This window comes from Pseudomonas sp. 10B238 (genome assembly GCF_000970615.1).
GTDB lineage: Bacteria > Pseudomonadota > Gammaproteobacteria > Pseudomonadales > Pseudomonadaceae > Stutzerimonas.
Window position 1 is genome coordinate 333,949 of the sequence record NZ_KQ033930.1, and the last position, 24,452, is coordinate 358,400.

Annotated in this window: 23 protein-coding genes and 2 pseudogenes; 15 read left to right on the top strand and 10 right to left on the bottom strand. The window is 61.2% G+C overall.

The features are described 5' to 3' along the window. The first annotated feature begins 34 nt into the window (after window positions 1-34). Entirely contained in the window at window positions 35-535 is a 501-nt protein-coding gene (locus RT21_RS08345) for an REP-associated tyrosine transposase (RefSeq protein WP_046162357.1), read from the top strand. Window positions 536-578: 43 nt separating this feature from the next. On the opposite strand, the gene RT21_RS08350 is transcribed toward RT21_RS08345, so the two are convergent. Then, window positions 579-1,484 (bottom strand): LysR substrate-binding domain-containing protein, encoded by a 906-nt coding sequence (locus tag RT21_RS08350; RefSeq protein ID WP_046162358.1) that lies wholly within the window; start codon window positions 1,482-1,484, stop codon window positions 579-581. Window positions 1,485-1,601: 117 nt separating this feature from the next. Between RT21_RS08350 and RT21_RS08355 the strand changes: the two genes are divergently transcribed. Continuing rightward, window positions 1,602-2,324, top strand: a complete 723-nt coding sequence (locus RT21_RS08355; protein ID WP_046162359.1) for an FMN-dependent NADH-azoreductase — start codon at window positions 1,602-1,604, stop codon at window positions 2,322-2,324. Between the two features lie 57 nt (window positions 2,325-2,381). On the opposite strand, the gene RT21_RS08360 is transcribed toward RT21_RS08355, so the two are convergent. Continuing rightward, window positions 2,382-3,401 carry a sterol desaturase family protein gene (locus RT21_RS08360; RefSeq protein WP_046162360.1) on the bottom strand — a complete coding sequence of 340 codons (1,020 nt, stop codon included), beginning with the start codon at window positions 3,399-3,401 and terminating at the stop codon, window positions 2,382-2,384. Window positions 3,402-3,754: 353 nt separating this feature from the next. On the opposite strand from RT21_RS08360, the gene RT21_RS08365 reads away from it, so the two are divergent. From RT21_RS08365 to RT21_RS08375, 4 genes and pseudogenes are all read left to right on the top strand, one after another. Then, window positions 3,755-4,654 (top strand): DMT family transporter, encoded by a 900-nt coding sequence (locus RT21_RS08365; RefSeq protein WP_046162361.1) that lies wholly within the window; start codon window positions 3,755-3,757, stop codon window positions 4,652-4,654. 471 nt (window positions 4,655-5,125) lie between these two features. Beyond that, window positions 5,126-6,229: pseudogene (locus RT21_RS24390) on the top strand (cache domain-containing protein); the annotation flags it as partial. 345 nt (window positions 6,230-6,574) lie between these two features. After that, window positions 6,575-7,093 (top strand): annotated as a pseudogene (locus RT21_RS24395) (methyl-accepting chemotaxis protein); the annotation flags it as partial. Window positions 7,094-7,281: 188 nt separating this feature from the next. Beyond that, the gene (locus tag RT21_RS08375; RefSeq protein WP_045425545.1) at window positions 7,282-7,629 is read left to right on the top strand and encodes a cupin domain-containing protein; all 348 of its coding nucleotides are present in this window, start codon (window positions 7,282-7,284) and stop codon (window positions 7,627-7,629) included. A 212-nt stretch (window positions 7,630-7,841) separates the two neighbouring features. Here the strand turns inward: RT21_RS08375 and katG are convergent, their stop codons facing one another. After that, window positions 7,842-10,073, bottom strand: coding sequence for a catalase/peroxidase HPI (gene katG, locus RT21_RS08380; RefSeq protein ID WP_046162363.1), 2,232 nt, complete (start codon window positions 10,071-10,073; stop codon window positions 7,842-7,844). Window positions 10,074-10,387: 314 nt separating this feature from the next. On the opposite strand from katG, the gene RT21_RS08385 reads away from it, so the two are divergent. Next, window positions 10,388-11,083: a GNAT family N-acetyltransferase gene (locus tag RT21_RS08385; protein WP_046162364.1), complete on the top strand. Its 696-nt coding sequence runs from the start codon at window positions 10,388-10,390 to the stop codon at window positions 11,081-11,083. 278 nt (window positions 11,084-11,361) lie between these two features. Next, window positions 11,362-11,805 carry a DUF2846 domain-containing protein gene (locus RT21_RS08390; RefSeq protein WP_046162365.1) on the top strand — a complete coding sequence of 148 codons (444 nt, stop codon included), beginning with the start codon at window positions 11,362-11,364 and terminating at the stop codon, window positions 11,803-11,805. Window positions 11,806-12,006: 201 nt separating this feature from the next. Here the strand turns inward: RT21_RS08390 and RT21_RS08395 are convergent, their stop codons facing one another. Further along, on the bottom strand, window positions 12,007-12,750 hold the full coding sequence (locus RT21_RS08395; RefSeq protein WP_046162366.1) for a class I SAM-dependent DNA methyltransferase: 744 nt from the start codon (window positions 12,748-12,750) through the stop codon (window positions 12,007-12,009). Between the two features lie 172 nt (window positions 12,751-12,922). Beyond that, a complete protein-coding gene (locus RT21_RS08400; RefSeq protein WP_046162367.1) occupies window positions 12,923-13,555 on the bottom strand; it encodes a TetR/AcrR family transcriptional regulator in 633 nt (210 codons plus the stop codon). A 73-nt stretch (window positions 13,556-13,628) separates the two neighbouring features. On the opposite strand from RT21_RS08400, the gene RT21_RS08405 reads away from it, so the two are divergent. Further along, complete coding sequence (locus RT21_RS08405; RefSeq protein WP_046162402.1) at window positions 13,629-14,732, top strand: DUF2855 family protein; 1,104 nt, start codon at window positions 13,629-13,631, stop codon at window positions 14,730-14,732. Between the two features lie 110 nt (window positions 14,733-14,842). After that, on the top strand, window positions 14,843-15,229 hold the full coding sequence (locus tag RT21_RS08410; RefSeq protein WP_046162368.1) for an ester cyclase: 387 nt from the start codon (window positions 14,843-14,845) through the stop codon (window positions 15,227-15,229). Between the two features lie 95 nt (window positions 15,230-15,324). On the opposite strand, the gene RT21_RS08415 is transcribed toward RT21_RS08410, so the two are convergent. Next, entirely contained in the window at window positions 15,325-16,098 is a 774-nt protein-coding gene (locus RT21_RS08415; RefSeq protein WP_046162403.1) for a type IV pili methyl-accepting chemotaxis transducer N-terminal domain-containing protein, read from the bottom strand. 253 nt (window positions 16,099-16,351) lie between these two features. Further along, window positions 16,352-16,735: a winged helix-turn-helix transcriptional regulator gene (locus tag RT21_RS08420; RefSeq protein WP_046162369.1), complete on the bottom strand. Its 384-nt coding sequence runs from the start codon at window positions 16,733-16,735 to the stop codon at window positions 16,352-16,354. A gap of 88 nt (window positions 16,736-16,823) precedes the next feature. On the opposite strand from RT21_RS08420, the gene RT21_RS08425 reads away from it, so the two are divergent. Together RT21_RS08425 and RT21_RS08430 are read left to right on the top strand one after the other, a co-directional pair. Beyond that, complete coding sequence (locus tag RT21_RS08425) at window positions 16,824-17,885, top strand: SDR family oxidoreductase (protein ID WP_046162370.1); 1,062 nt, start codon at window positions 16,824-16,826, stop codon at window positions 17,883-17,885. A 78-nt stretch (window positions 17,886-17,963) separates the two neighbouring features. Continuing rightward, a complete protein-coding gene (locus RT21_RS08430; protein WP_046162371.1) occupies window positions 17,964-18,455 on the top strand; it encodes an RNA methyltransferase in 492 nt (163 codons plus the stop codon). A gap of 87 nt (window positions 18,456-18,542) precedes the next feature. On the opposite strand, the gene RT21_RS24120 is transcribed toward RT21_RS08430, so the two are convergent. The 3 genes from RT21_RS24120 to RT21_RS08435 form a co-directional block, all read right to left on the bottom strand. Beyond that, window positions 18,543-18,671 (bottom strand): hypothetical protein, encoded by a 129-nt coding sequence (locus tag RT21_RS24120; protein ID WP_254981026.1) that lies wholly within the window; start codon window positions 18,669-18,671, stop codon window positions 18,543-18,545. 148 nt (window positions 18,672-18,819) lie between these two features. Then, window positions 18,820-18,969 (bottom strand): hypothetical protein, encoded by a 150-nt coding sequence (locus tag RT21_RS23800; protein WP_164863223.1) that lies wholly within the window; start codon window positions 18,967-18,969, stop codon window positions 18,820-18,822. A 144-nt stretch (window positions 18,970-19,113) separates the two neighbouring features. Then, window positions 19,114-19,962 carry a CAP domain-containing protein gene (locus RT21_RS08435; RefSeq protein WP_046162372.1) on the bottom strand — a complete coding sequence of 283 codons (849 nt, stop codon included), beginning with the start codon at window positions 19,960-19,962 and terminating at the stop codon, window positions 19,114-19,116. A 160-nt stretch (window positions 19,963-20,122) separates the two neighbouring features. Here RT21_RS08435 and RT21_RS08440 point away from each other — a divergent pair, with 160 nt between their 5' ends. The 3 genes from RT21_RS08440 (at window position 20,123) to RT21_RS08450 (ending at window position 24,266) form a co-directional block, all read left to right on the top strand. Beyond that, entirely contained in the window at window positions 20,123-20,824 is a 702-nt protein-coding gene (locus RT21_RS08440) for a response regulator transcription factor (protein WP_046162373.1), read from the top strand. Continuing rightward, window positions 20,824-22,155, top strand: a complete 1,332-nt coding sequence (locus tag RT21_RS08445) for a HAMP domain-containing sensor histidine kinase (RefSeq protein WP_046162374.1) — start codon at window positions 20,824-20,826, stop codon at window positions 22,153-22,155. Before RT21_RS08440 ends, RT21_RS08445 begins: the two co-directional genes overlap by 1 nt. Before the next feature lie 137 nt (window positions 22,156-22,292). Beyond that, window positions 22,293-24,266, top strand: coding sequence for a ligand-gated channel protein (locus RT21_RS08450; protein ID WP_046162375.1), 1,974 nt, complete (start codon window positions 22,293-22,295; stop codon window positions 24,264-24,266). Window positions 24,267-24,452 lie beyond the last annotated feature (186 nt).

The following is a 24,452-nucleotide window of genomic DNA, read 5'->3' on the forward strand; positions in this document are numbered from 1 at the left end:
CTCCCGCCAACACAACGCTCAAGGATGAGCCGCCATGTCCCGCTACCGCCGCGCCCACGTCCCGGGCGCCACGTATTTTTTCACGGTCAATTTGCTCAACCGTCGCAGCGATCTGCTGGTCCGCCATGTCGACTTGCTACGCGAGACGGTGCGTGCCACACGCGCACGCCATCCCTTCCACATCGACGCCTGGGTCGTTCTGCCCGATCACATGCATTGCGTCTGGACGCTCCCGGATGGCGACGCTGACTTCGCCCTGCGCTGGAAAGTCATCAAGTTCGCTTTCACCCGACGCCTGCCAAAGACCGAGGTACTGACGGCAACTCAGCGCTCCCGCGGCGAGCGCGGAATATGGCAACGGCGCTACTGGGAGCACCTGATTCGAGATGAACGGGATTACCGGCATCACCTCGACTACGTTCATCGGAACCCGCTGAAGCACGGCCTGGTGGAGCGCGTCGTCGGCTGGCCCTACTCGAGCTTTCATCGAGCGGTCGCGGCCGGCGTTTATCCGGTTGATTGGTGCGGTGAATGAGGTAGAGGGGTTCGCCGGTGATGCGGACTGACGCTGCGGCGAATTAGCCAGTCAGCTCACACAACCCACCCGGCACCTTCATGACCCACTCCCTCACCGCCCGAACCGTAGGGTCGTCCCGACGGCTCTCTGGATAAACCAGATGAAACGGCTTGCCCGGCATCTCCGGGCCGAACGGCTGCACCAACCGCCCTTCTCTCAATTCATCCTCGATCAACTGACGGCTCATCAGCGCCACCCCCTGCGCGCCAATGGCAGCTGAGATGGCGTGGGTCTCGTCGGAGAAGACCAGCCCAGCGCTGACGTCCAGCCCCGGCACGTTAGCGAGCTTCTGCCACGAGGCCCAGTGAATCGGAGCCGAGGCAGCACCCCGGGCGTGAAAGTGGATTAGCGGGTGGTTGGGCAGGTCGGCGACGTCGCGAAGGCCCAACAGCGGGCTGCAGACCGGAACGAAGGTGTTGTCGATCAGCTTCTCAGCCACCAGCCCTGGCCAACGCCCGTCGCCGTAGCGGATGGCGATATCCGCCGTAACGCCATCCAGCGCCACCGGCTCGTGCGAGGTGTGGAAGCGCAGGTCGATATCGGGATGCGAATCGCGTAGCAGGCAGACCCAGGGCACCAGCCAGCGCACGGCAATGGCCGGCGTGGTGCTGAGGGTGATCGCCTGCCGGCAAGGCCCCGCACTAAGGCGTTCGACCGTGGCGCTGATGCTGTCGAACGCGGTCTCCAGCGTCTGTTGCAGGTCACGGCCTTGGGCGGTGAGTTTCAGCTGCCGGGGTTTGCGCAGAAACAGCGCCACGCCGAGGGATTCTTCCAGCGAGCGAATCTGGTGACTGATGGCCGTAGCGGTGACATTCAACTCCTCGGAGGCCTGCTTGGCGCTCTCGTGGCGGGCGGCGGCTTCGAAGGCACGTAGCGCAGAAAGCGAAGGTAACCAGCGGTGCGCCATGGTTGAGTTTTCCTCATCTGTAACCGAAAGAAATGGTCGTTTGTCGCCTATGCAGCCTAACCCTAGGCTGGATCTACCGCGAATGACAGATGAATTCAGTCACAGAGGAGATCCACCATGACGCACCTTCTGCACCTCGACGCCAGCGCCCGCCCCGGCTTTGCTGGCAAAGACGAGCACGGCTCCCACAGCCGCAATCTCACCCACCGTTTCGTCAGCCAGTGGCTGGCCCGCCGCGCGCAGGACAGCGTGACCTACCGGGACATCGGGCAGAACCCGCCCTCTTACATCAGCCATGACTGGATCGCCTCCAGTTTCACGCCGGAAGAACGCCGTGAGCCTTGGATGACGGAAACATTGGCGGAAAGCGACCAGCTGGTCGATGAGCTGATCGCTGCCGATGTATTGGTCATCGGCACGCCGCTTTACAACTTCGGCATGCCCGCCGCGCTGAAGGCCTGGATTGATCTGATCGTGCGGCCGGGCCGGACGGTCGATGTCGACGAAACCAAACTACCTGAACCTTACGTACCCTTGCTGGCGGACCGACCACGGCATGCGGTCATCCTCAGCGCAAGGGGTGGCATCGGCTTCGGCCCCGGCGGCGAGATGGCGCACATGAATCACCTGGAGCCGAACCTGATGATGGCGCTCAATTTCATTGGCATCACCCGCATCCACCAGATCGCCATCGAAGGGCAGGAAACAGGCGGCGACGTGTTGGCGGCCTCGGTGGCCGAGGCGTTGCATCAGGTGGATGTGTTGGTGGCGGAGCTGCAGACCGCGCTCGACAGCGCGCCTGTGAGCTGGGGCCAGCCGAGGCAAGTCGAACCTGTCTAGTGCAAGGCAGCCGGCCTCTTCGCCCAGCCCATGCGCTCAGCACCCGCTGAGCCAGGTTCACGCTTCGGGCGCGCTGTCCGGCGAAGTGAAGGGGCGACGGCGGGATACGAGCTTGCGTGCCGTGTCCACGAAGGGCATCACGATCAGGCTGTAGAGCGTCACGTAGCGATGCGAGTCGCGTTCGGCGGTGCCGAATTCGATGCGTTCCGGCACCGGGCTGGTGACGTAGAGGGTGCCGAACATACAGTCCCACAACGACAGGTTGGTGCTGAAGTTCTTGTGAAAATGCCGCGGCGCATCGCTGTGGTGAATCTGATGTTGGGCTGGGCTGTTGAAGATGTGTTCGAGGCGCGGCCCGAATGATAGCCATACATGGCTATGCCGCAGGTTCGAGGCCAGGCCGTTGAAGATGAATACCAGATAGGTCACACCGAACAGGGTGTAGCGGCTGATCTCGCCACCGCAGACATACCAGAACGCACCGGCATAGGCGCCGAGGAAAACCAGGTCTACGAGCCTGCCTGCTACTTTCTCCAGAAAATGGACGCGGCTCGCCGTCAGCGGAACCATCACCGGCGCCGAGTGGTGGACCTTATGGAATTCCCATAACCAGCTGCAGTGAAACGCGCGGTGAACCCAGTAGTGGGTGAAGTCGCTGATCAGGAATACGCCCAGCCCGTAAAGCAGCGCCAGTGACAGGTTGTGCCCGACCTGTGGACGTTCGCCCCACAGGTTGGTGAAGAAGCTGATGTAGTCCCCAGACCGCAGTATGTAGGGGTCAACCAGGCCTACGATGGGGACCACCAGCAACACCTTTATGACGCCGCGCACAAAGTAGTAGCGGTAATCGAGCAGGGCCGAACGGTGCAGGTGCACCCGGCTACCACCGATGAACTGCCAGAACGAATGTGCGTCAGTCATCCCGCGACTCGATCGGTAACGAAACAGGCCATAAGCGGTTGCGTAGGAAATGGACAGGAACAGCACGCCGAGGCGGCCGTTCAGATCAAAAACGCCGAGGAACTGCTCGATCAGCGGTTCGGCGAGATAGCGATGGAGGGTTTCAAGAACGCCCATTGCCTGGCCGCCTCAAAAAAATAAGTCGCGGATTATAGGGCCAAGCGAAACGGCTCGTATATGCGAATCTTTATCAGCCGCAAGAACAGGTATCTTGGTCTTCGAGGCCGCTTGTGGGAAGAGAACTGACGGCGTTACGTGCGCCGAACAATACGGCCCCTTTTGAATCGGCTGCCAAGTCGCGGGGCAAGCAATAGCCCCTGAAGTCGCGAACTGCAGTGTGCCGGGGCGCTTCTGGGTAGGTGTTTGGCGGACAAAGCAGCCATCATTGCCGCAGCGTCCGGACGCGGCTTAGAGGGAGGCCGCGCCCGGGCAACGACAGGCGCTGGCAACGGTAACCGGAGGAGCCACGATTGAACGATTCAACGCGCGGCCTGCTTCTGGTAAGCAGCGGCATCGTCGTACTCAGCTTCGATGGCCTGTTGGTGCGCCTGACACAGGCCGATGGCTGGAGCATCGTGTTCTGGCGGGGCCTGTTGATGTTTCTGGCGCTGGGTGCGTTCTCGCTGTCGACCAAAAGCCGGGCGAGTCTCAAGGCGCAACCGCTGATCAGCGCCGCCTCGGCCTTGCTGTTGGCCTTTACTTCGATTTTTTTCGTGCTCGCGGTCATCCATACCACGGTGGCTAACGTGGTGGTCGTGCTCAGCACAGCGCCCCTGTTCGCCGCCCTGTTTACACGCTTTATCCTGGGCGAGTCGGTGGCGTTGCACACCTGGCTGGCCATCGGCGTGGCGGCGCTGGGGATCATGATTGTATTTGCCGGAGGCTTCACCCCCACCGATCTGGCCGGAAACAGTTATGCGCTGTTGTCCTCGGCAGCGGTGGGCGCCAATCTCACCCTGCTGCGCCGCCATCGCGCTATCGAACGGATGCCCCTCATCGCGCTCGGCGGCCTGGCGGCTGCGCTGATTGCCTGGCCCAACGCCGAGCCGTTGGGCCTGGAGATGACGAGCTACTGGGCGCTGGCAATCATGGGCCTGATCCAGATGCCGCTGGCCACGCTGCTGATCAATAACGCGACCCGCTATCTGCCGTCTGCCGAAGTCGCGCTCTTCTATCTATTGGAAAGCGTGCTGGGGTCGCTGTGGGCCTGGTATTTCCTGAACGAGACACCCGCAACCTCGACGCTTTATGGCGGCGCGCTGGTCATCGCGACACTGGTGGTTCACGCCGGACTGAGCCTGCGTCGGCGCCCCGCATCGCCCGGACCGTCCCGCCCCGGCGCGAAGCCTTGCCTGGTAGCGGACAAGTGACCGGCAAGGGAGACGCCATAAGCGCCGGGTGCCGCCTTTAAGTCGCTGCGGGACCGCGACCACTCCGGCCGCAGATCAGCCGCAGATCAGCCGCCGATAAGCGCCGAAGCGCGGAAGACTGAGCAGCGACAGCGGATCAAGACTTCACAGACCGATACCACCGCCCCTGCAGAACTGCCAATGGCGTTTGGCTGATCGCCCGTGAGGTGACGTGCCTCGAAACACCCGGTGTCCCTGTAACCCGCGTCCTTGCGCAATAAAGCGCATTGGTCGGAAAAGTACGGGGCCACCTCAAGGCTTGACAGACCCGTGCCGATAACGTCTTGCCGGCCGCGACTCGCCAGCGATCGATTCGACGAGGAATCGGGCGTGCGCGGCCGCGAAGCGCACTGGATTGCGCGAGGGTTCCCCGAGGGACGAAGCGCAGGTCGGCGTGGACGTCTTGATGAACTGGCCAGAGGCCGTTTAACGATGAAAATAAAACACAAACTGCTAGCAAGCTTTCTGGTCGCGACGCTCGTTCCGGTCCTTGTCGTCGCCCTGTTCACCATCCGCAACGTAACCGAGGAGGCCAAGGTCCAGTTTCAGGAAAGCAGCAGCCTGGACGTCCAGCTGGTGAACAATACCTTCGTGACCCTGTTCGATTCGGTCAGCCATACCGTGTCGGCCATGGCCGACTTTGCCGCCGTCCGGGACACCGAGGCTGGCGAGCTGACCACCTACTTCGGGTCACCCAGCAAACCCGGCGCCACCGCCACGGCTAACGGCGGCCGCGAAAAACAGATCTTCGATTACTTCTCCGGTATCGGTAACAACAACCCGAACTTCGGCTACGTCTACATGGGCGACGCCCAGGGTGGCTACGTAGAGTGGCCGGGCACCGCAGACTACGGAGACTGGGACCCACGCGGACGTCCCTGGTTTACCCTGGGCAAGGACGCCAATTTCCAGCTGACGCGCCTGGATGGCTATTACTGGGAACCGGACGACGCCGTCTACGTGTCGGTGATTAAAGCGTTCAAAGACCAGGCTGGTAACTTCGCTGGGGTCGTGGCGACGGACGTGTCGCTCAAGGCACTGACCGACATGGTCCAGAAAACCCGCTTCGGCGAGACCGGTTTCTTCATGCTTGTCGAGAACAGCGGAACCTTGCTGGTCGACGGCCACCAACCCGAGAACAACTTCAAGAAGCTCAGCGAGCTGCCAGGCGATTACGTCGCGAACATCGCGAACACAGAGAACGGCCTGATCGAGGTAAACATCGATGGCGTCGACTATCTGGCCAACGTCTTCACCTCGCCGACCCTGGGCTGGAAATTCATCGGCTTCATGCAGGTCGACGAAATCCTGGCCGGCGCGCACAGGCTGGCCTGGCTGACGCTGGTGGCGTGCGCCGTGCTGGTGGTGTTGTTCGGTATCGCCGGGGTGGTATTTGCGAACCGCATCGTCACCCCGATCAATCTGGTCAAGGACGGGCTGCGCACAATCGCCCAGGGCGAAGGTGATCTGACCCACCGCCTCCCCGTGCTGGCGCGGGACGAAACCGGGGAACTGGCCAAGTGGTTCAACCAGTTCATCGAGTCGACGCAGTCGATGATCACCGTCATCAAGGACAACGCGGTGAGCATCGACAGCGTTTCAAGCCAGACCAACGAGCGCACCACCGCCATGTCGGACAGCTTGCAGCGCCAGTCGAGCGCGGTGGAGCAAATCGTCACCGCCGTCACCGAGATGGCCTCGGCGGCCAACGAGGTGGCGCATAACTGTGTCAAGACGGCGGAAGTCTCCGCGCAGGGTCTGGACGCAACGCGCAATGGCAAGGAGGTGATCGCTCGCAGTACCGTAGGGGTGAACGATCTTGGCGCCAGCATTCAGAGTTCGAGCAAGGTGATTCGAGAGCTCGAGCGCGAAACGGTGAGCATCAACACCATCCTGTCGAGCATCCAGCAGATCGCCGAACAGACCAACCTGCTGGCGCTCAACGCGGCCATCGAAGCGGCACGTGCCGGCGAACAGGGACGCGGCTTCGCCGTGGTGGCCGACGAGGTGCGTAATCTGGCCAAGCGCACTCAGGATTCAACCGGCGAAATCAACAAGATCCTCAACCTGCTGGTCAGCCGCATCAGCGAGGTGACCGCGAGCATGGATCGCAGCCTGACCGAATCGAGCAAAGCCATCGAGCTGTCCGGTGAGGTCATGGGAGCGTTCGAAGAGATCGAGAATGCAGTCGAGATGATCCGTGACATGACCACGCAGGTCGCCACTGCCACCGAGGAACAGCATCTGGTCACCGAGGACATCAACCGGAACGTGGTGGCCATCAGCGACGCGGTTGCCCAAGTGTCGAGCCAGGCCTCGGAGGTCGAAAGCTACTCCCAGCAGCAGCGGCAACTCAGCAGCGCACTCCGGCAGCTGGTCGGGCGCTTCCGCACGCAGTAACGCTTGAAGCGGCCAGCCCTTCGGGGCTGCCCCGCTCGGATGTGACAGGGTTACGCGTTGGCAGAAGACGACCGCGTGCCCAACGACGCTCCTTGCGCTGATGGGCATCCCGGCGTCGACCCCAGACAACCGGCAAAGGCAGCGGCGCCCTATGGTAAGCGCCCGATCACGTCTTACCCGGAGCGCCCATGGCCAACCCACCGATCACCGTACTGCGCGATACCCAGCCCATGCCTGTCGTCGATGCCTGCAAATGGGAGCGAATCGAAGGCGAGCCGCACACCGTCAACCTCAATGCCTACACCTCCGATGATGGCAGCAAAATCATGGGGACTTGGATTTGCACGCCCGGCAAATGGCGCGTGGAATACGTCAAATGGGAGTACTGCCACTTCCAGGAAGGCTACTGCATCATCACGCCCGACGGCATGGCGCCCATCCACCTCAAGGCGGGTGACATCTTCGTGGTGGAACCCGGCATGACCGGCACCTGGGAAGTCGTCGAGACCGTCCGCAAGTACTTCGTGTTTGCCTGAATGACCGTGCGCAGGACGCGCATCGACTCGGTGCTACGGCAGCGTCGGCCGAACAGCTGAGCCGTCCGCCAGCTGCGCGATGGGCGGGCCAGGACTGGACCGCCGGAAGGATCAAAAGAAGCCGCTCGCCGCAGGCAACCATTACAGTCGCCCGCTCTGCGTCGCGGTGCATGACAGCGTCGGCGGCGCCTCGAAGGCGTCGCCTTATTGCCTTACGCTGAGAGCTTCTGGCTGAAATTATCGGCAGGTTTGCCGATGTCGAGCCGGTCCGCGTTCATCACCTTGTCCCAGGCTTTGACGAAGTCCTGCACGAACTTCTCGTTGCCGTCCGCCATGCCGTAAACCTCGGCCTGCGCACGCAGCTCCGATTGCGCGCCGAAGATCAGGTCCACGCGGGTGGCGGTCCAGGTGGGCTGACGGGTTTTGCGGTCGAGCCCCTGATAGCGGTTCTTGTGCTCGGTTGCGACCCACTCGTTCTGCATGCCCAGCAGATTGACGAAGAAGTCATTGGACAGTGTCCCCACGCGGTTGGTGAAGACGCCCTCCTGGCCGCCGTCCGCATTGGTGCCCAATACCCGCATGCCGCCCACCAGCGCAGTCATTTCCGGCGCGCTGAGGCGAAGCAGGTGCGCCTTGTCGACCAGCGCTTCCTCGGGCGCCATGAAATGCGACTCGTGGTAGTAGTTGCGGAAGCCATCGGCGACCGGGCGTAGCGCTTCGAAGGATTGCGCATCGGTCCACTCTTCCGAGGCATCCATCCGACCCGGTGTAAACGGCACGGTGACGTTCACACCGCCATCCTGAGCCGCTTTTTCGATCGCGGCGCAGCCGGCCAGCACGATCAGATCAGCTATGGAGACCCTCTTGCCACCGGTTGCCGACGCGTTGAACTCGGTCTGGACCTCGGTCAGTTTTTCCAGCACACGAGCCAGCAGGGCCGGGTTGTTGGTTTCCCAATCTTTCTGCGGTGCGAAGCGGATACGCGCGCCATTGGCGCCGCCGCGCTTGTCCGAGCCGCGATAGGTCGATGCCGAAGCCCAGGCCACCGACACCAGTTCAGACACGGAAAAGCCCAATCCCAGAATCTTCTGCTTCAGCGCAGCGATATCGGCTTCATTGATCAGAGGATGGTCACACTCGGGAATCGGGTCCTGCCAGATCTGCGTTTCCTGCGGCACCAGCGGGCCGAGGTAGCGGCCAATAGGCCCCATGTCGCGGTGGGTCAGCTTGAACCAGGCCTTGGCGAACGCATCGGCGAATTCCTCCGGGTTCTCCAGGAAGTGCCGCGAGATCGGTTCGTAGATTGGATCGAAACGCAGTGCCAGGTCGGAGGTGAGCATGGTCGGCTTGCGCTTCTTGTTCGGATCGAACGGGTCCGGCATGACCTCCGGTGCGTCCTTGGCGACCCACTGGTGCGCGCCGGCCGGGCTCTTGGTCAGCTCCCATTCGAAGTTGAACAGGTTTTCGAAGAAGTAGTTGGACCACTGGGTCGGCGTCTGGCTCCAAATGACTTCGAGGCCGGAGGTGATGGCGTCTGCGCCCGCTCCGGTCTGGAACCGACTGCGCCAGCCCAAGCCCTGATCTTCGATCACAGCGCCTTCCGGGTCCGGGCCCAGCAGCGAGGGGTCGCCAGCACCGTGGGTCTTGCCGAAGGTGTGACCACCGGCGATCAGCGCGACGGTTTCGTAATCGTCCATCGCCATGCGGGCGAAGGTTTCACGAATGTCGATCGCCGAGGCTTTCGGGTCCGGGTTGCCGTTCGGGCCTTCCGGGTTCACGTAGATCAAACCCATTTGTACGGCGCCGAGACCCGGGTGCAACTGGCGTTCGCCGCTGTAGCGCTCGTCGCCCAGCCAGGTGCCTTCCGGCCCCCAGAAGAGTTCTTCCGGCTCCCAGGTGTCGGCACGGCCGCCAGCGAAGCCAAAGGTTTTGAAGCCCATGGATTCCAGCGCCACGTTACCGGTGAGCACGTAGAGGTCGGCCCACGAGAGGTTGCGCCCGTATTTCTGCTTGATTGGCCACAGCAGGCGCCGGGCCTTGTCCAGCGAAGCGTTGTCGGGCCAGCTGTTGAGCGGGGCGAAACGCTGTTGGCCACCGCCAGCGCCGCCGCGGCCATCGGTGATCCGGTAGGTACCGGCGCTATGCCAGGCGAGCCGGATGAACAGGCCGCCGTAGTGGCCGAAATCTGCAGGCCACCAGTCCTGAGAGTCAGTCATCAGGGAATGCAGGTCAGCGATCACCGCATCAAGATCGAGGGATTTAAACGCGGCCGCGTAGTCGAAATCGCCACCATAAGGATTGGAGCGCGGCGAGTGCTGGTTGAGGGAATTGAGGCTCAGTGCCTCGGGCCACCAGTCTTTATTACTCGGGCGTTTGCGTGGCGCACCAGCGCCGTGGCCGAACGGGCAGCCACCACCAGTGTTTTCTCCAGTTTCAGCATTCATATTCTGCTCCTTAGGGTTGTCGTTGACGCGTTCGAGCGCCGCTGAACAGAACTTAGCAAACAGCCCCAGGCAGTCTGAACGACATAATTAACGGATATTGTCGCCATAATCGTTAAAGCGCTTTGAACATGCTGCTATCAAGCGGCCTCATAGCGCGCCGCGACATGCAAAGCGGTGAACAGCATATTTGCCTATCGCCACGATAGGTTTGCCCTCTATGTCACTGCGGATAAGTGGGAATCCTTCTTCTGCGTCGTCGTTCACCTGTGACGCCCGGTACAATTCGGCGTTCCACCCCGTCCGGAGCCAAGCCTATGTTCACCCTCGCCCACCTGGATACCCCACCGCCGGAATCGATGGAGAGCCAGCTGCTGCAGATGGTGGTGGACTATCTCAGCGACATAAGCCCGGTTTCGCTTCCATCCAGCAACCCGCTGTATCAGCTGTACCAATACGTGGTGGGCTTCGAGGTGCATCGCTATCTGGACAGCATGGACGGCGCGCAGAACGGCAAGCCCGAACTGATCATGGCGCTGGACGCCGAAGACCCGGCGCGTCTGCTCGGCTTTGCGCTCTATCTGCCTTACGTGGACGACCCAGAGGCCAGTACGCTGCTCTATCTGGCGGTGCAATCGAGCCATCGCCGACAGGGCATCGGGCGGGCCATGGTCGAGGCGATGCTGGCGCGTTATCCGCATGGAGAAGTGGCGTGCGTGGCGAGCAAGGTGCCGTACTTTCAATCGCTGGGCTTTCAGCCGTTGGCGGCCCGTGGCCCTCAGGTCGTCATGAACACCCGGAGCCAGGCGTCCAGCGGTCTGGTGGCGGTGCAGGACCTGGTGCCCATTTTCCAGTCAGAGGAAGTTCGCCAGATTCATAACTATCTGGTCAAACAACACGGCGCCGAAGCCATGAGCGACGCGGAAAAAAGCCGCGATCAATTACTCGATGAGCTGGCTCAACAGGCGATTCATCTGACGCAGACGTCCTCGACGGCCAATCGTCTGCATTGATTTGAATGTGCATGCAAACCCATTTGCCGTACGGCTGTTTACTTTCCATCCGATGCACCTGACAGATGCTTTTTTAGAGGCTGGAATTAATTCCGGCCGCGGTCACTGTGCATCCCTCGCTGACTGGTTCACCGCCTATCCGGTCCCTCTGGAAAAACGTGATCCACAGCACCAAATCGATTTGCAAGCCTTGTCCGTATAACTTCCAAGGTTAATGTGCGCGCGCTGGCAATTTAATAGCTAACCAGCTTCAGCCTTACACTCAGGAACGAGTACATATGTTCAAGCACCTCATGATGAGCGCCGCAGCGCTGAGCTTCGCCGTACTGACCGGCTGCGCGTCGGTACCGATGGAATCCCCCGAGAAGGACCAGGCGTTCAAATCCTTCCCGGCACCACCGAAAGATCAGGCCGGTCTGTATATATTCCGTGACTCAATGCTCGGAGCCGCGCTCAAGAAGTCAGTGAAGATAGACGGAGAAGTCATCGGCGAAACCGCAGCAAACACTTACTTCTACCGCCTCGTCTCGCCGGGCCCGCATACGCTTGCCACCGAATCGGAATTCAGTGACAACCTGCTGGAGCTGAACGCGCAAGGCGGCAAGAACCACTATGTTCGCCAGTCAATCAAAATGGGAGTGTTCGTCGGCGGTGCCAAGCTGACCGAAGTAGCTGAAAGCGAAGGCCAGAAGGCCGTGGCGAATACCGAACTCGCTCGCTGACAGCCCCTATGAACGGTACGCAGGTGATTCAGTTTTCGACTTAGACAATCGATGAAAGCAGATGTAAAAGGCCCCGCAAATGCGGGGCTTTTTATTGTTGATATACAAGCATCGCGCGTTCCGAAAACTAGATGAACAGCTCCATCGTTGCAAAGCCTAACTTGGGTGCTAAACGGTAAACCTCACGTCAATGCCAGCCCGTTACGTCTTCACACAGGCAAAGATCGCGTTGCCGGACGTCCCGTTCCAGGGAAGGATCTTTTCGTAATCGTGCTCCAGCACATGCACGTCGAAGTACGGCTGCAACAGCTCGCTCAGCTCGGCGAAACTCACCGCCACCATGCGGTGCTCGTCGTGCCATGTCTGACTTTGCCCTGCTGTCGTTCTTTCGATCCGCAGTTTCAACAGCTGTTGCTCGCCCGCCCCAGCGTAGTGCCAACCCGAGCTGAAGCTGAACAACCCATCGGGGTGGTTCGCGTCGTGCGCTACGAATGACGCGTTGTCGATGGTGTGCTTGTCGACGGCGTTGAAGCAAAACAGCCCACCGGTTGCCAATGCGCCATGCACGCTGGCGATGCAGGCCTGCAATCGTGCGATTTCGGCACTGTAGTGAATTGAATACAAGAAGCAGGTGATCAGATCGGCTGGCTGAGCCACGGTGAAGCCGCACATGTCCTGACGTGAAAACTCAGCTTCCGGGCAGCGGACGGCCGCCCTGTCCAGCATGGGCTGATTGATGTCGAGCCCACTGCTCTGATAGCCAGCATCAAGAAAGTGCCGTACATGCGGACCTGTGCCACAGGCGAGATCCAGGTGACGGTTGCCGCCATTGCCGAGCAACTTTTGCAGACGATGAACACAGTGGCTTTGCGCGCGGTAGTCGATATCGGCGCACATGAGGTCGTAGTAACCCGACAGGTCGGTATAGATGGCGGTGCCGGGCATGATGGCCTGAGATGCGAGGGCTGGATGGGGCGCGCATATTATCCCGGCCGAATGGAAATCGCCTGGCAATTACGCACGAGCTGGCACGGCGGCCTCCCCGCCCTGCCGACGGCCAGCGCGCCCCGTTTGATTCCCCTTCAGTAAGTTTGCCCGGTCCAATGATCGATAGAGTTCAGACCGGGGCGACCGGCCCCGCGAGCCTGTCCAGGCACAGCTGTTCCATGCAGCGGGCCCAATCGCTCATCCGATCCGCTTCGAGCTGCACCAGCATCGCGTAGCGGCGTCCGCCCCATACCGAAAGATGAAGCGCTTCCAGGGTTGCAGCAGACGGGCGCGCCGGCAGGTCGGTCGCCGCGTCGATGACGCGTTGCCAGGCGCCCAATAGATCCTCATAGACCCGGCGCTGGTGCTTGGGCTCAGCCACCAGCGTTTCCAGTTCGAGCATGTCCGGGTGGAACCAGGGCAGCTGAGGCTCGGCCCCGGCCAAGGTGCGCACCAAGCGCCGGATGCGCTCGGGCCAGGCAAGGGCGACTGGCGCTACGGCTTGCGCCTCGATGGACTCCAGCAACTGCTCGACGCAATAGCGCACGTAGCCTGAGTGCAGCGCGTGTTTGCTGGGGAAATAGTCGTACAGGGTGCCGATGGCCACACCGGCTTCCAGGGCGACCGCCCGGGTCGTCAATCGAGACCAGCCGTCGCGCTGCCATATCCGAACATAGCTGTCGAAAATCGCCTGAACGGTGACCTTGGCGCGCTGCTGAGTGGGCCGTTTGAGCGGCTTGGCGCTTGGCAATCGTGTGTTCATGAAATCCGAACCCGGCGGAGAAACGAAAGGGCTACAGTCAATGCCGTCCATTTACGAACCCAAGGTGCCATCGATGAGCGTCATCCGCCAGTTGCAGAACAACAAGAAAAACATGGAGCAGACTCGCCTTCAGACCCTGGCGATGCCTGACCTGAAACCCGGCGAAGCCCTGCTGCGCATCAGCCGACTGGCGCTGACGACGAACAATGTCACTTACGCCGCATTCGGCGAAACCCCTCACCTGCGCTACTGGGACTTCTTCCCGACGGGCGATGCCGAGTGGTTTCACATGCCTGCCTGGGGGTTCGCCGAGGTCGTGGAGAGCACCGTCGATGGCCTGGCGAAGGGCGAGCGCTTCTATGGCTTCTGGCCGATCGCCAGCCATCTGGTCATGCAACCGGTGCGGGTCTCCGAGCGCGGATTCTACGACGGTGCCGAGCATCGTCTTGAACTCACGTCAGCCTACAACCAGTACCAGCGCATCAGCAGCGATGACGCCTATCGCGCCGAGAGCGAGAACTACCAGATGTTGTTGCGCCCGCTGTTCATCACCTCGTTCATGCTGGCCGACTTTCTCGATGACAACGCCTTCTTCGGTGCGCGCCAGATCCTGGTCTCCAGTGCCTCGAGCAAGACGGCGTACGGGACTGCGTTCTGCCTACAGGACAATCCAGCCGTACAGCTGATCGGCCTCACCTCTCCGGGCAATATCGATTTCGTACAACGCCTGGGCTGCTACCGCCAGGCGCTTGGCTACGACCAGCTCGCCTCGCTGGACCCGAGCGTGCCCACGCTGTACGTGGACTTCTCGGGTAGCGCCAGCCTTCGCCAGCAGATCCATGGACATTTCAAAGACGCTCTGGTGTACGACTGCTACGCCGGGTCTGCCCAAAGTCATGAATACAGCAAACGTGACCAGACGTTGGCCGGACCGCAACCACAGCCCTATTTCGCGCCTTACCAGATCAAGAAACGCAACGCCGACTGGGGGCCAGCCGAGGTGACACGCCGCTTCAACGAAGCGCAGCTGGCCTTTATCGCTCGGGTGAGCGATGCGCAGCAGCCCTGGATGCAGGTGAACGAGCACGCCGGCCTTGAAGCGGCACAAACGCTGGCCGAGTCCTTGATCAAAGGCGATATCAATCCATTGGATGGCCACGCCGTGGTTCTCGACTGACCCTCTAACAATGCCGTTTATGGCGTGCCAGCCGAACGTATTGAGCGTGCGGCTGGCGTCCATTGCGCAAGTCGCTAGCCTGACTATCAGACTGGCTCTGAGGAGCAATGATGACTGGCGCCGAGATCACCGATTGCTACCAAGGCTACATCGCCTGTTTGAACAGCCAGAACTGGCCGGAGCTGGGACACTTCGTCCATGACGAGGTGCATTACAACGGCAAGTTCGTGGGGCTGGACGGCTCTCGCCGGATGCTTGAAGCGGACTTCCGAGCGATTCCCGATTTGCAGTTCACGATTGGCCTGCTCATCGCCGAACCGCCCCACGTGGCGGCGCAGCTGCTGTTCGACTGCACGCCCATAGCGGAGTTGTTCGGCTTTGCAGTAAATGGAAAACGGGTGGCCTTCACCGAAAACGTGTTCTACGCGTTCAGCGAGGGAAAGATCCGGAACGTCTGGTCCGTGATCGACAAGGCCGCTGTTGGCGACCAACTCTGATCGAGTGGACCGTCAGAATGCGCTGCGATTGACAGACTGGGCCGGTGCTGGCGATTCCCGGCGCACCTGATCGTCAAACGCACCGGGAGCAGGATTCAAAGCCGGTTGTCGTGCAGCCCGGCGTAGAGGCGGGTCATTTCGTTGAGCTGACGGAACATCGACTCGGCATTCACCGCCACGATGGTGGGCACGAACTGCTTGGAGGTGAATGCCTTGCTCGCGAACTTCCAGCGGGCGTCGGTCTTGCGCAGGGCTTCGGCGATTTCCGCGTTGGGCGCATCGGCTGTCTGCAGCTCAGCCATGATGACGCCGAACTCTTCAACCGAAGCTGCAAACTCCTTTTCAAGATCCGGATCCTGCACGCCCCAGGCACGGGCCATGTAGAACATGGCGGTGCGCTGGGTCAGCACACGGTTCCAGCCACTGCGGTTGATCGAATGCGACGCGGCATCGCCATTGTGTTGCTCGAACAGATCGGTGACTTGCTGGGTCTGGCGAACCAGCTCTTCGGCCTTCGCCAGTACGAGCGGAGCCTGGGCCTTGTCCGGCGTACTGGCCGCCAGAGCGCGGTAATCGCCCCAGGTGCGCTCCACGTCGTTCAACGCAACGCGAATGGCGTCACTCGGCGCAGCCGCCTTGAGCTGGGCATGGTGATTTTCGAACAAGGCCAGGCTTGCGGCACGTTGTTTGGTGGCTTCGTCCACTTTCACCCCGGCGCCGATCATGAGGTAATCCTTGGCGACGATCTGTCCCAGGCTGCGCTGCAGACCGGCCATGTTCATGATTTCCAAAGGTGCCATATCCGCCCAGCACGTCGCACTCAGCAGGCTGCAACCCAATAGCAGCGCGCGCAGAGATTTCTTGATCAACACGGTAAGTCCTTTCTGGTTTTGAAGATGAGCGCAGGCCGCTTGTGCGGTCAGCGCCTGAGCCCCGCCACGAATAATCGCGTTGAAGCGCCGCTCAGGGCGCTATTGGATTCGCGCTACCTTTCTCGAACCTTGCAGTGCGCGAAATCGGCAGCGTTGGATGCTGGAAGTGTGAAGCGATGCGCCATAAAACAGCGGTGCCGGGTGCCTGTAGAAAGGCGAGCGCTGGCTGCAACGCATCGGCTGTACGGCTTCAGCCCCGCCTGCGCGACGTGCTTCTCGGCTGCAGCTGATCCAGCGCGCTGGAGTTTTGCCTCGCCCAGTCGTAGATCATTTCGATAGGTTGGACCATCAGCTTGCCGAGCGGCGAGAGCGCGTAGCTCACCGCTGGCGGGACGGAGTCGAGCGTGTGGCGTTCGATCAAGCCGCTGGTCTCCAGCTCTCGCAGCGTTTGCACCAACATCTTTTTGGAGATTCCCGGCAAGCTGCGATGCAGCGCACCGCTACGCGCCACGCCGTCGTGGCGGGCATGCAGAGTGTGCAGAATCATGCTGGTCCACTTGGTGGAGAAGATCTCGAGCACGCGTCTTGGGGCGCAATCTTCACGCCATTGTTCTTCGTCAGAGCCGGGTTGCATGGGGGCTGGTTACCATTTGGTGCCGACTTGGATCGGCATTTTCGAGTGAGTAAGGTGCAGGCCTGTTTCGCTTTGTGGGGTTTTGAACATGACAAATCAAGCACTGGTGGTCGGCTCGAGTGGGATCGTTGGCAGCGCGGTGTCTCGCCTGTTGGCCAAGGAAGGCTGGGCAGTCGCCGGCCTCGCCCGTCGCCCAAGTCAGGAATCGGGCGTCACCCCGATAAGCGCGGATCTGCTGGACCCGGCCTCGCTGGCGTCCAAGCTTGGCAGCGTCGCACCGACCCATGTGTTTCTCACCACCTGGGCGCGTCAGGCCAACGAGGCGGAGAATATCCGCGTCAATGCACTGATGATTCGCAATGTGCTCGAAGCCGTTCGAGCTTCAGGCTCGGTTCGCCATGTGGCGCTGGTTACCGGCCTTAAACACTACCTCGGCCCATTCGAAGCCTACGGCAAGGGCACGCTGCCACAGACGCCGTTTCGTGAGGAACAAGGGCGGCTCGACGTCGAGAATTTCTACTACGCCCAGGAAGACGAGGTATTTGCGGCGGCCGAACGCGATGGCTTCACTTGGAGCGTTCACCGCCCCCACACCGTCACCGGAATTGCAGTCGGCAACGCGATGAACATGGCAACTACGCTGGCCGTGTACGCCTCGATCTGTCGTCAGACCGGTCGGCCCTTCCGCTTTCCGGGCTCCGAAGTCCAGTGGAACAGCCTGACCGACATGACCGATGCGGGCCAGCTGGCCCGGCACCTGCACTGGGCTTCGACTACACCGGCCGCCGCCAACCAGGCCTTCAACATCGTCAACGGTGACGTGTTCCGCTGGAAGTGGATGTGGTCGCGAATTGCCGAGTGGTTCGACATCGAAGCGGCCCCCTTCGATGGCCAGCCCGCTCCGCTGGAACAGCAGATGGCAAACGATGCCGAGGTCTGGGCAAAGATGGCCAAGCAGTTCGGTTTGGCTGAAGCGTATATCGGCAAGCTCATCTCGCCATGGCACACCGATGCCGACCTGGGTCGGCCTATCGAGGTGGTGACAGACATGTCGAAGAGCCGAAAGCTCGGGTTTCTGGACTATCAGGCAAGTGACGACGCGTTTTTCGACGTGTTCACCAAGCTGCGCGCCAGCAAACTCATCCCCTGATTGGAGCCGGGTATTCCGGGCCCACCGACGATTGGGCTGTCCCGTATACTCGCGCGTTTTCCGCGCGAGTCTTTTCCAGTGAGCAACAAACGATACGCCTGCATCGGCCTGAGCAACCCGAAATCGCCATCCAACGTTGGCGCGATCATGCGAGCGGCCGGTTGCTATGGTGCGGCTTCGGTGTTCTACACCGGGACTCGCTATGACCGCGCCAGGGATTTCGTCACCGACACCAAGAAAGTCCATCAGGACATCCCACTGATAAACATCGATGACCTGCGCAAGATCCTGCCACTCGGCTGCGTGCCGGTCGCGGTGGAGTTAGTCGAGGGTGCTCGCGCCCTACCCGAGTACACCCATCCGGATCGCGCGCTGTATATCTTCGGCGCCGAAGATGGCTCGCTGAGCAAAGAGATCCGCGACTGGTGTGAAGACGTCGTTTACATCCCCACCAATGGCTGCATGAATTTGGCGGCGACGGTCAACGTGGTGCTCTACGACCGCCTGGCCAAGGGCAACAACACCCGCTCGGGCCCTGGATTTGGACGTCAAGCTCAACAAAGCACTTAATCGAATGCTAGGGGCACGGTTGGGCGAGCCATAGACCGCAGTGACCTGCGGGCGAACCGGCAGGTCGCAAGGATAAGCCGAGCTAAGTCACGCCGGCTTCATCATCACCAGAATGAAGCCGGCGACGATACCGGCCACGGCAATTGCCCAGCCGATCCGATGCGCACGGTTCTTTTCTGCTTGCCGAACAGGGTCTACTGGCTTTTTCTTTCTCACGATCTACCTGCTTTTGAAAAAAACACGACTGCTGACTAGCACGTTGCTACCGAGCTTGAGGCGCGTCTTTTTAGGCTGGGCCGATCGAATTGTCCAGCATGCTGCTTGGCGAAGGATCCTCTGCAACCAATGGAACAGGTGCCGCCGGCTATCCGAGCGGGCTCTCTCCAGCATTCGGCTCGTCTTTGGGCTCTACCGTTTCCTCCGGATCGTTTTCGCCCGAATCAGGCGCGTCGCCATATTCGTCATAGTCCGGTGGGGTCAGGCCATCCTTGAGTGGATCGTTAGGGTCGGTCATGTCAGTGCTCCTGATCTGTTACGTGAAAGATGAACAGCTCAGTTGTTCGAACGCTCCTCTCAACTAAATGTTCGCAGGCGACCGATCAGGATCCGAAAATACTCGCCATCGTTTAGGTCAGGCGTTGCGTTCGTGCGGCACCGGCTAGGGCGCACCGAAGAGTGCGACCCAGTAGATGCCCGCATCGCTCTGCGGATCCACCGCATAGGCCGCGCCCAGCTCACTGAATTGCGGGTTCATCAGATTGGCGCAATGCCCCGGATTCGCCAGCCAACCTTCGACGATCTGCCGCGGTCGATCCAGCGCGGCAGCGATGTTCTGGGCGACCGGCGCACCGGGATAACCGGCCAGCTCCGCCCTGTCGCCCGGCGTACGTCCATCCCGATCCAGGTGGCTGAAGAAGTTGCCGTTGGCCATAGCTCGGCTGTGGGCCTCGGAGAGGCCGGCAAGCGTTGTGTTCCAGTTAAGCGGAGCGGCTGCAGCGAAGGGTTTGCCAGCACACTGGCGCGCGCTGGCACGCACGCGATTGATTTCGTCGAGTAGCGCCTGCCCTTCTGCCTGCGCGTCTTTCAAATGCCCGCCGAGCATCGGCCGCGCCAGCACGATGCGCCAGTCGCGCCCCTCGCGACTGACGCCGATGTCGGCGTATTGCGGATCGAGCACCACGCGACAGAAGCTTTCGCGCAGCGCCTGCATCGCGGCTTGCGCATCACGCGGCCCGGACAGGCTGACGGCCTGAACGTTGGCCATCGGATAACCGTTGCGGGCCAATGAGCCCTGCAGATCACCGGCGCCAGTGGCAGGCAACACCAGGCGCGGGTCGGACGAAAGGGCCGTCAGCTCCTCACTCGCCCGGTCTTCGCAACGCTGCACTTCGCTGCGGTAGGCGTTGATCGTCTCGATCAATTGCGCCTCCTCCGCTGCGCTGGCCGCAATCGCCATAGCGCTGCCGGTGAGCGTTACCAAAAGCAGTGAGAGGGAAAGCAGGCGCATGAAGATCTCCAGATAGCACGGATGCGGACGCTGAAGATGCACCGGGCACGCCCCGGAAGTCGAGCCCATGTGGCGAACCAACCCCTTGAACCAAGGACCATGCTTGGCGTTCCGTACCTCCCGCAATCTATAATCGTTCTTATTTGCACCGGAACTCTGCATGACCTCCTGCGCAGCTCGTCAGATACTGGCGATCGAAGACGACCCGATCCTCGGCCCTCACCTGAAAACCTCTCTGGAACATCGTGGCTTTCACGTCACCCTCGCCGATGACGGCCCGACCGGCCTCGCATTGGCCAGCGAAGCGACGTATGACCTGATCCTGCTGGATGTGATGCTGCCTGAGCTCAGCGGCATGGAGTTGCTGACCCGGTTACGCGAGCAACGCCGCACACCTGTGCTGATGATGTCCGCGTTGGGCAACGAGGCGCACCGCATCCAGGGCTTCGACAGCGGCGCCGATGACTACCTGCCCAAGCCGTTCAGCATCGAGGAGTTGCAGGTGCGCATCGCGGCGATCCTGCGGCGGGTGGCCTATGAGCGCAGCGTACCGGCAGCGCCGAATCAGGATGCGGTGCGCTTCGATGACCAACGCAGCGACCTGCTGTACGAAGGCCGATGGGTCGGCCTGACGGCAACCGAATATCGACTGATGAAGGTCCTGCACGACGCCGCTGGCGAAGTGCTGAGCAAGCCGTTTCTCTACCAGCAGGCGCTGCGCCGCGGCTATTCACAGCATGATCGCAGCCTGGACATGCACATCAGCAATATCCGCCGCAAGCTGGCGCGCGAACAGGTGGCAACCCTGCGCCTGGAGTCCGTGTGGGGCAAAGGCTACGTGCTGGAACTGCAGGCGAGCTGATGCCCAATCGTCATTCGTTGTTCTGGCGCCTGGTAGTGCTGGTTGCCGGGTTCTGTCTGTCGATGATCTGGGCCAGCGGCTATGTGAGCCGTTATATCGATAGGACCAGTTCATTTCTGTCTGAACAGGCGCGCGACACCCTCAGCGGCTATGCGAACGAAGCTCAAGCCGCTCTGCAAGCGGGTCCAGAAGCGATGGCGCAATGGCTGGCGGTGATGAAGGACCGTGAGCCGACTTGGCTGGTGGTGGTGGACGAACAGCTGCAACCTCTCGGCGGTCAGTCCTTGAGCGACGAGGAACGGCAGAGGCTCACGTTTGTGCGGCATTACGACTGGCCTATGAGCAGACGCTATGACGGCCTGCCCCTGGTGTCCGTACCGCTGGAGAGCACCGGTGCCAAGCTGATCATCCAGCTGCCGGAACGATTCCGCCCCTGGCGTAACCATGCGTTGCTGACTGCGGGCGGTGTGTATCTGCCGCTGGTGTTGCTGTCACTGCTGTTCTGCTGGCTGCTTTATCGAATGCTGGTTTCACCGTTGGACCGCCTGCGCCGGCAGGCCAACGCATTACGCGGCAACCGCCTCGACTCGTTGCTTCCGCCCTCCATTGCGCGGCGCAACGATGAGCTGGGGGAGCTGGGCCGTTCACTGGAGTACCTCACGCAGCGCCTGCGCGATTCGGTCGCCCAGCAGCAACAGCTGTTACGCGATCTGTCCCACGAGCTGCGCACACCACTGAGCCGGCTGCGTGTCGCCTGCGAGAGCGAGCTGAGCGCCGGAGACATGCGCAACCGCACCGAGCGTGAAATCAACAGCATGCAGCAACTGGTCGATAACACCCTGGAGTTCGCCTGGCTGGACAGCGAGCAGCCCCGCTTCGAGTGCCAGCCTGTGGACGTGGCGGCGCTCTGGGACCTGCTATGCGAGAACGCTTGTTTCGAGGCCGGCTGGCCGTGTGAACGCATCCAGGCGCAGATACCGGAAGGCTGCCAGGTGCTCGGCAACCTCAACGCATTGGCACAAGCCATGGAAAATATCCTGCGCAATGCCATTCGCTATTCCCCCGCGCACGGCGTGGTTTGCCTCACGGCCGCTCGAGACGGCGACAGCTGGCGTCTGCGCATTCAAGACCAGGGCCCAGGCGTGCCAGAGGCGAAACTGGCCGTCATCTTCAGGCCCTTCGCGCGACTCAGCGCCGCCCGCCCGGGAGGTGACGGCTTCGGGCTGGGCCTTGCCATCGCCCGCAGTATGGTGGTGATGCAAGGCGGTGCGATCTGGGCCGAGAACAGCCAACCCGGCCTGCGCCTGACCATTCGGTTGAAAACTGTATAGATTGTAAATGCGCTTTACTCTCAAATGAGAATACTTAGCATTGCGGTCGGCTTGCGGCTCGCACCGCGGCTCACATGCATGCGCCATGTCGTTCATGGCCGCAGATGACGTAAGTTTTCTCAGGGAGATGGCAGTACATGGTGACTTTCAATCGGCATCGGCTGGCTTGCGCGATCGCATTAGCAACCTGGACGAGCTTGCCAGCCAACGCTGCAGAACCAGTCGAATTATCGAACGTCGTCGTGACCGCGTCAGGTTTCGAGCAACAGATCAAGCAGGCCCCCGCCTCCATCTCCGTCGTCACGCGGGAAGAACTGGAAAACAAATCCTATCGCGACGTCACCGATGCCCTGCGGGACATCCCGGGTGTCGTTGTCACCGGCGGCGCTAGCTCCAGCGATATCAGCATTCGCGGCATGGCGTCCAAGTACACCCTGATCCTCATCGACGGCAAACGTATGGAGTCGCGCGCGACGCGCCCCAACAGCGATGGCCCAGGCATCGAGCAAGGCTGGACGCCGCCCCTGGAAGCCATCGAGCGCATCGAGGTGGTGCGTGGGCCGATGTCCTCCCTGTATGGCTCCGACGCCATGGGCGGCGTGATCAACATCATCACGCGCAAGGTGGCCGACACCTGGCGCGGCGGCGTGCGGACCGAAAAGACCTTCCAGGACCGCTCCGATTCCGGTGATTACCACACCCTTAACGGCTATCTCTCCGGGCCCCTGGTCGACGGCCTGCTAGGGCTCCAGGTCTATGGACAGACGTCTCGCCGAGACGAAGATGACATCCCTCGCGGGTTCAACGAGCAGAAAACCGACAGCGCAACGGCAAAATTGTCGTTCACGCCGAACGAGGCCAACGACATCGTTCTGGAAATGGGCAAGACCGAGCAGGAACGCAACGCCAGCGTAGGCCGGTCCGGTACGGGTGACAGCGATTCGCTATCGGATTACGACCGTACTCATTACTCGATCAGCCATACCGGGCGCTGGGATTCGGGCCAGTCGGAAAGCTACGTGCAGCAGGAGCGCATCGAGAACCCGGGGCGCGAGATGGAGCTGGAGAACAGCGTCTTCAATACGCAGACCTCGCTCTTCCTGGGTGACCACATCGCCACGCTCGGCGGCCAGTACAAATACGAGGATCTCTCGGACAAGGGCAACCAGTTGGCTGGCGCCGAAGACGTGACCCAACTGACACGCTGGTCCTGGGCGCTTTTCGCCGAAGACGAGTGGAGCCTGACCGACAGCTTCGCACTCACCACCGGCCTGCGTATGGATCGCGATGAAAACTACGGAACTCATTGGTCGCCGCGCGTTTATGGCGTATGGCAAGCGGCCGAGCAATGGACAGTAAAAGGCGGCGTATCCAGCGGCTATCGCTCGCCGGATATTCGCGCCGCGGTGGATAACTGGGGGCAGATCACCGGTGGTGGCCGGGGCGACCCGGCCGTGATTGTGGGCAACTCGGCGCTCAAGCCAGAGGAAAGCCTGAGCCAGGAAATCGGCGTGCTGTGGGACAGCCTGAACGGTTTGTCGGCCGGCGTGACACTGTTCAACACCGACTTCGAAGACAAGATCACCGAGCTTCGCCGTTGCTCGGACACCACCGGCAATGCGTCGGGCCAGTGCGTCGTCAATGGCGAGGCGTACCGCTTTATCAGCGATCGCGTAAACGTCGACGAAGCACGCATGCGCGGCGTCGAGGCGACCTTCGATTGGGCGATCACCGAAACCATATCCCTGGGCGCCAACTACACCTATACCGAATCGGAACAGCGCAGCGGCGACTTCCGCGGCGAGCCGCTGAACAAGATGCCCAAACACATGTTCAACACCATGCTGGACTGGCAAGCCAGCGACCGCCTCGGCACCTGGGCGCGACTCAATTACCGCAGCGAAACCTCCGAGTACCTGTCACGTACCAGCATGGCGGAAAGCACCCCTTCTTACACGCTGGTTGACCTGGGTGGTACCTATGACGTGAACCGCAACGTCAAGCTGCTTGCTGGCGTCTACAACATTTTCAACGAGCAGATTGAATACGACAGCTACGAAACCGTGCTCGACGGGCGTCGATACACGGTCGGGATGAACGTTTCGTTCTGAGGCGTGATGGATGAAAGAGCCGCCCTGCCCGCGCAAGGCGGCTCGCTTCGCTCCAGTCTCGCACTAACCATCGCCAATTTGGGCCGAGCGTATGGGTGATACCCGTCTCGGTTCATCACAGCATCTGTGCCCGGCCGACTCTTGTGACGGTTGGGCCTTTTTTCGTACGACCTTGCTCGGAATCCC

What these genes read in the sequence shown, in the direction of transcription:
- RT21_RS08345 (WP_046162357.1), top strand. Translation starts at nt 35, where the DNA reads ATGTCCCGCTACCGCCGCGCCCACGTCCCGGGCGCCACGTATTTTTTC.
- RT21_RS08350 (WP_046162358.1), bottom strand. Translation starts at nt 1,484, where the DNA reads ATGGCGCACCGCTGGTTACCTTCGCTTTCTGCGCTACGTGCCTTCGAA.
- RT21_RS08355 (WP_046162359.1), top strand. Translation starts at nt 1,602, where the DNA reads ATGACGCACCTTCTGCACCTCGACGCCAGCGCCCGCCCCGGCTTTGCT.
- RT21_RS08360 (WP_046162360.1), bottom strand. Translation starts at nt 3,401, where the DNA reads ATGGGCGTTCTTGAAACCCTCCATCGCTATCTCGCCGAACCGCTGATC.
- RT21_RS08375 (WP_045425545.1), top strand. Translation starts at nt 7,282, where the DNA reads ATGGCCAACCCACCGATCACCGTACTGCGCGATACCCAGCCCATGCCT.
- katG (WP_046162363.1), bottom strand. Translation starts at nt 10,073, where the DNA reads ATGAATGCTGAAACTGGAGAAAACACTGGTGGTGGCTGCCCGTTCGGC.
- RT21_RS08385 (WP_046162364.1), top strand. Translation starts at nt 10,388, where the DNA reads ATGTTCACCCTCGCCCACCTGGATACCCCACCGCCGGAATCGATGGAG.
- RT21_RS08390 (WP_046162365.1), top strand. Translation starts at nt 11,362, where the DNA reads ATGTTCAAGCACCTCATGATGAGCGCCGCAGCGCTGAGCTTCGCCGTA.
- RT21_RS08395 (WP_046162366.1), bottom strand. Translation starts at nt 12,750, where the DNA reads ATGCCCGGCACCGCCATCTATACCGACCTGTCGGGTTACTACGACCTC.
- RT21_RS08400 (WP_046162367.1), bottom strand. Translation starts at nt 13,555, where the DNA reads ATGAACACACGATTGCCAAGCGCCAAGCCGCTCAAACGGCCCACTCAG.
- RT21_RS08405 (WP_046162402.1), top strand. Translation starts at nt 13,629, where the DNA reads ATGAGCGTCATCCGCCAGTTGCAGAACAACAAGAAAAACATGGAGCAG.
- RT21_RS08410 (WP_046162368.1), top strand. Translation starts at nt 14,843, where the DNA reads ATGACTGGCGCCGAGATCACCGATTGCTACCAAGGCTACATCGCCTGT.
- RT21_RS08420 (WP_046162369.1), bottom strand. Translation starts at nt 16,735, where the DNA reads ATGCAACCCGGCTCTGACGAAGAACAATGGCGTGAAGATTGCGCCCCA.
- RT21_RS08425 (WP_046162370.1), top strand. Translation starts at nt 16,824, where the DNA reads ATGACAAATCAAGCACTGGTGGTCGGCTCGAGTGGGATCGTTGGCAGC.
- RT21_RS23800 (WP_164863223.1), bottom strand. Translation starts at nt 18,969, where the DNA reads ATGACCGACCCTAACGATCCACTCAAGGATGGCCTGACCCCACCGGAC.
- RT21_RS08435 (WP_046162372.1), bottom strand. Translation starts at nt 19,962, where the DNA reads ATGCGCCTGCTTTCCCTCTCACTGCTTTTGGTAACGCTCACCGGCAGC.
- RT21_RS08440 (WP_046162373.1), top strand. Translation starts at nt 20,123, where the DNA reads ATGACCTCCTGCGCAGCTCGTCAGATACTGGCGATCGAAGACGACCCG.
- RT21_RS08445 (WP_046162374.1), top strand. Translation starts at nt 20,824, where the DNA reads ATGCCCAATCGTCATTCGTTGTTCTGGCGCCTGGTAGTGCTGGTTGCC.
- RT21_RS08450 (WP_046162375.1), top strand. Translation starts at nt 22,293, where the DNA reads ATGGTGACTTTCAATCGGCATCGGCTGGCTTGCGCGATCGCATTAGCA.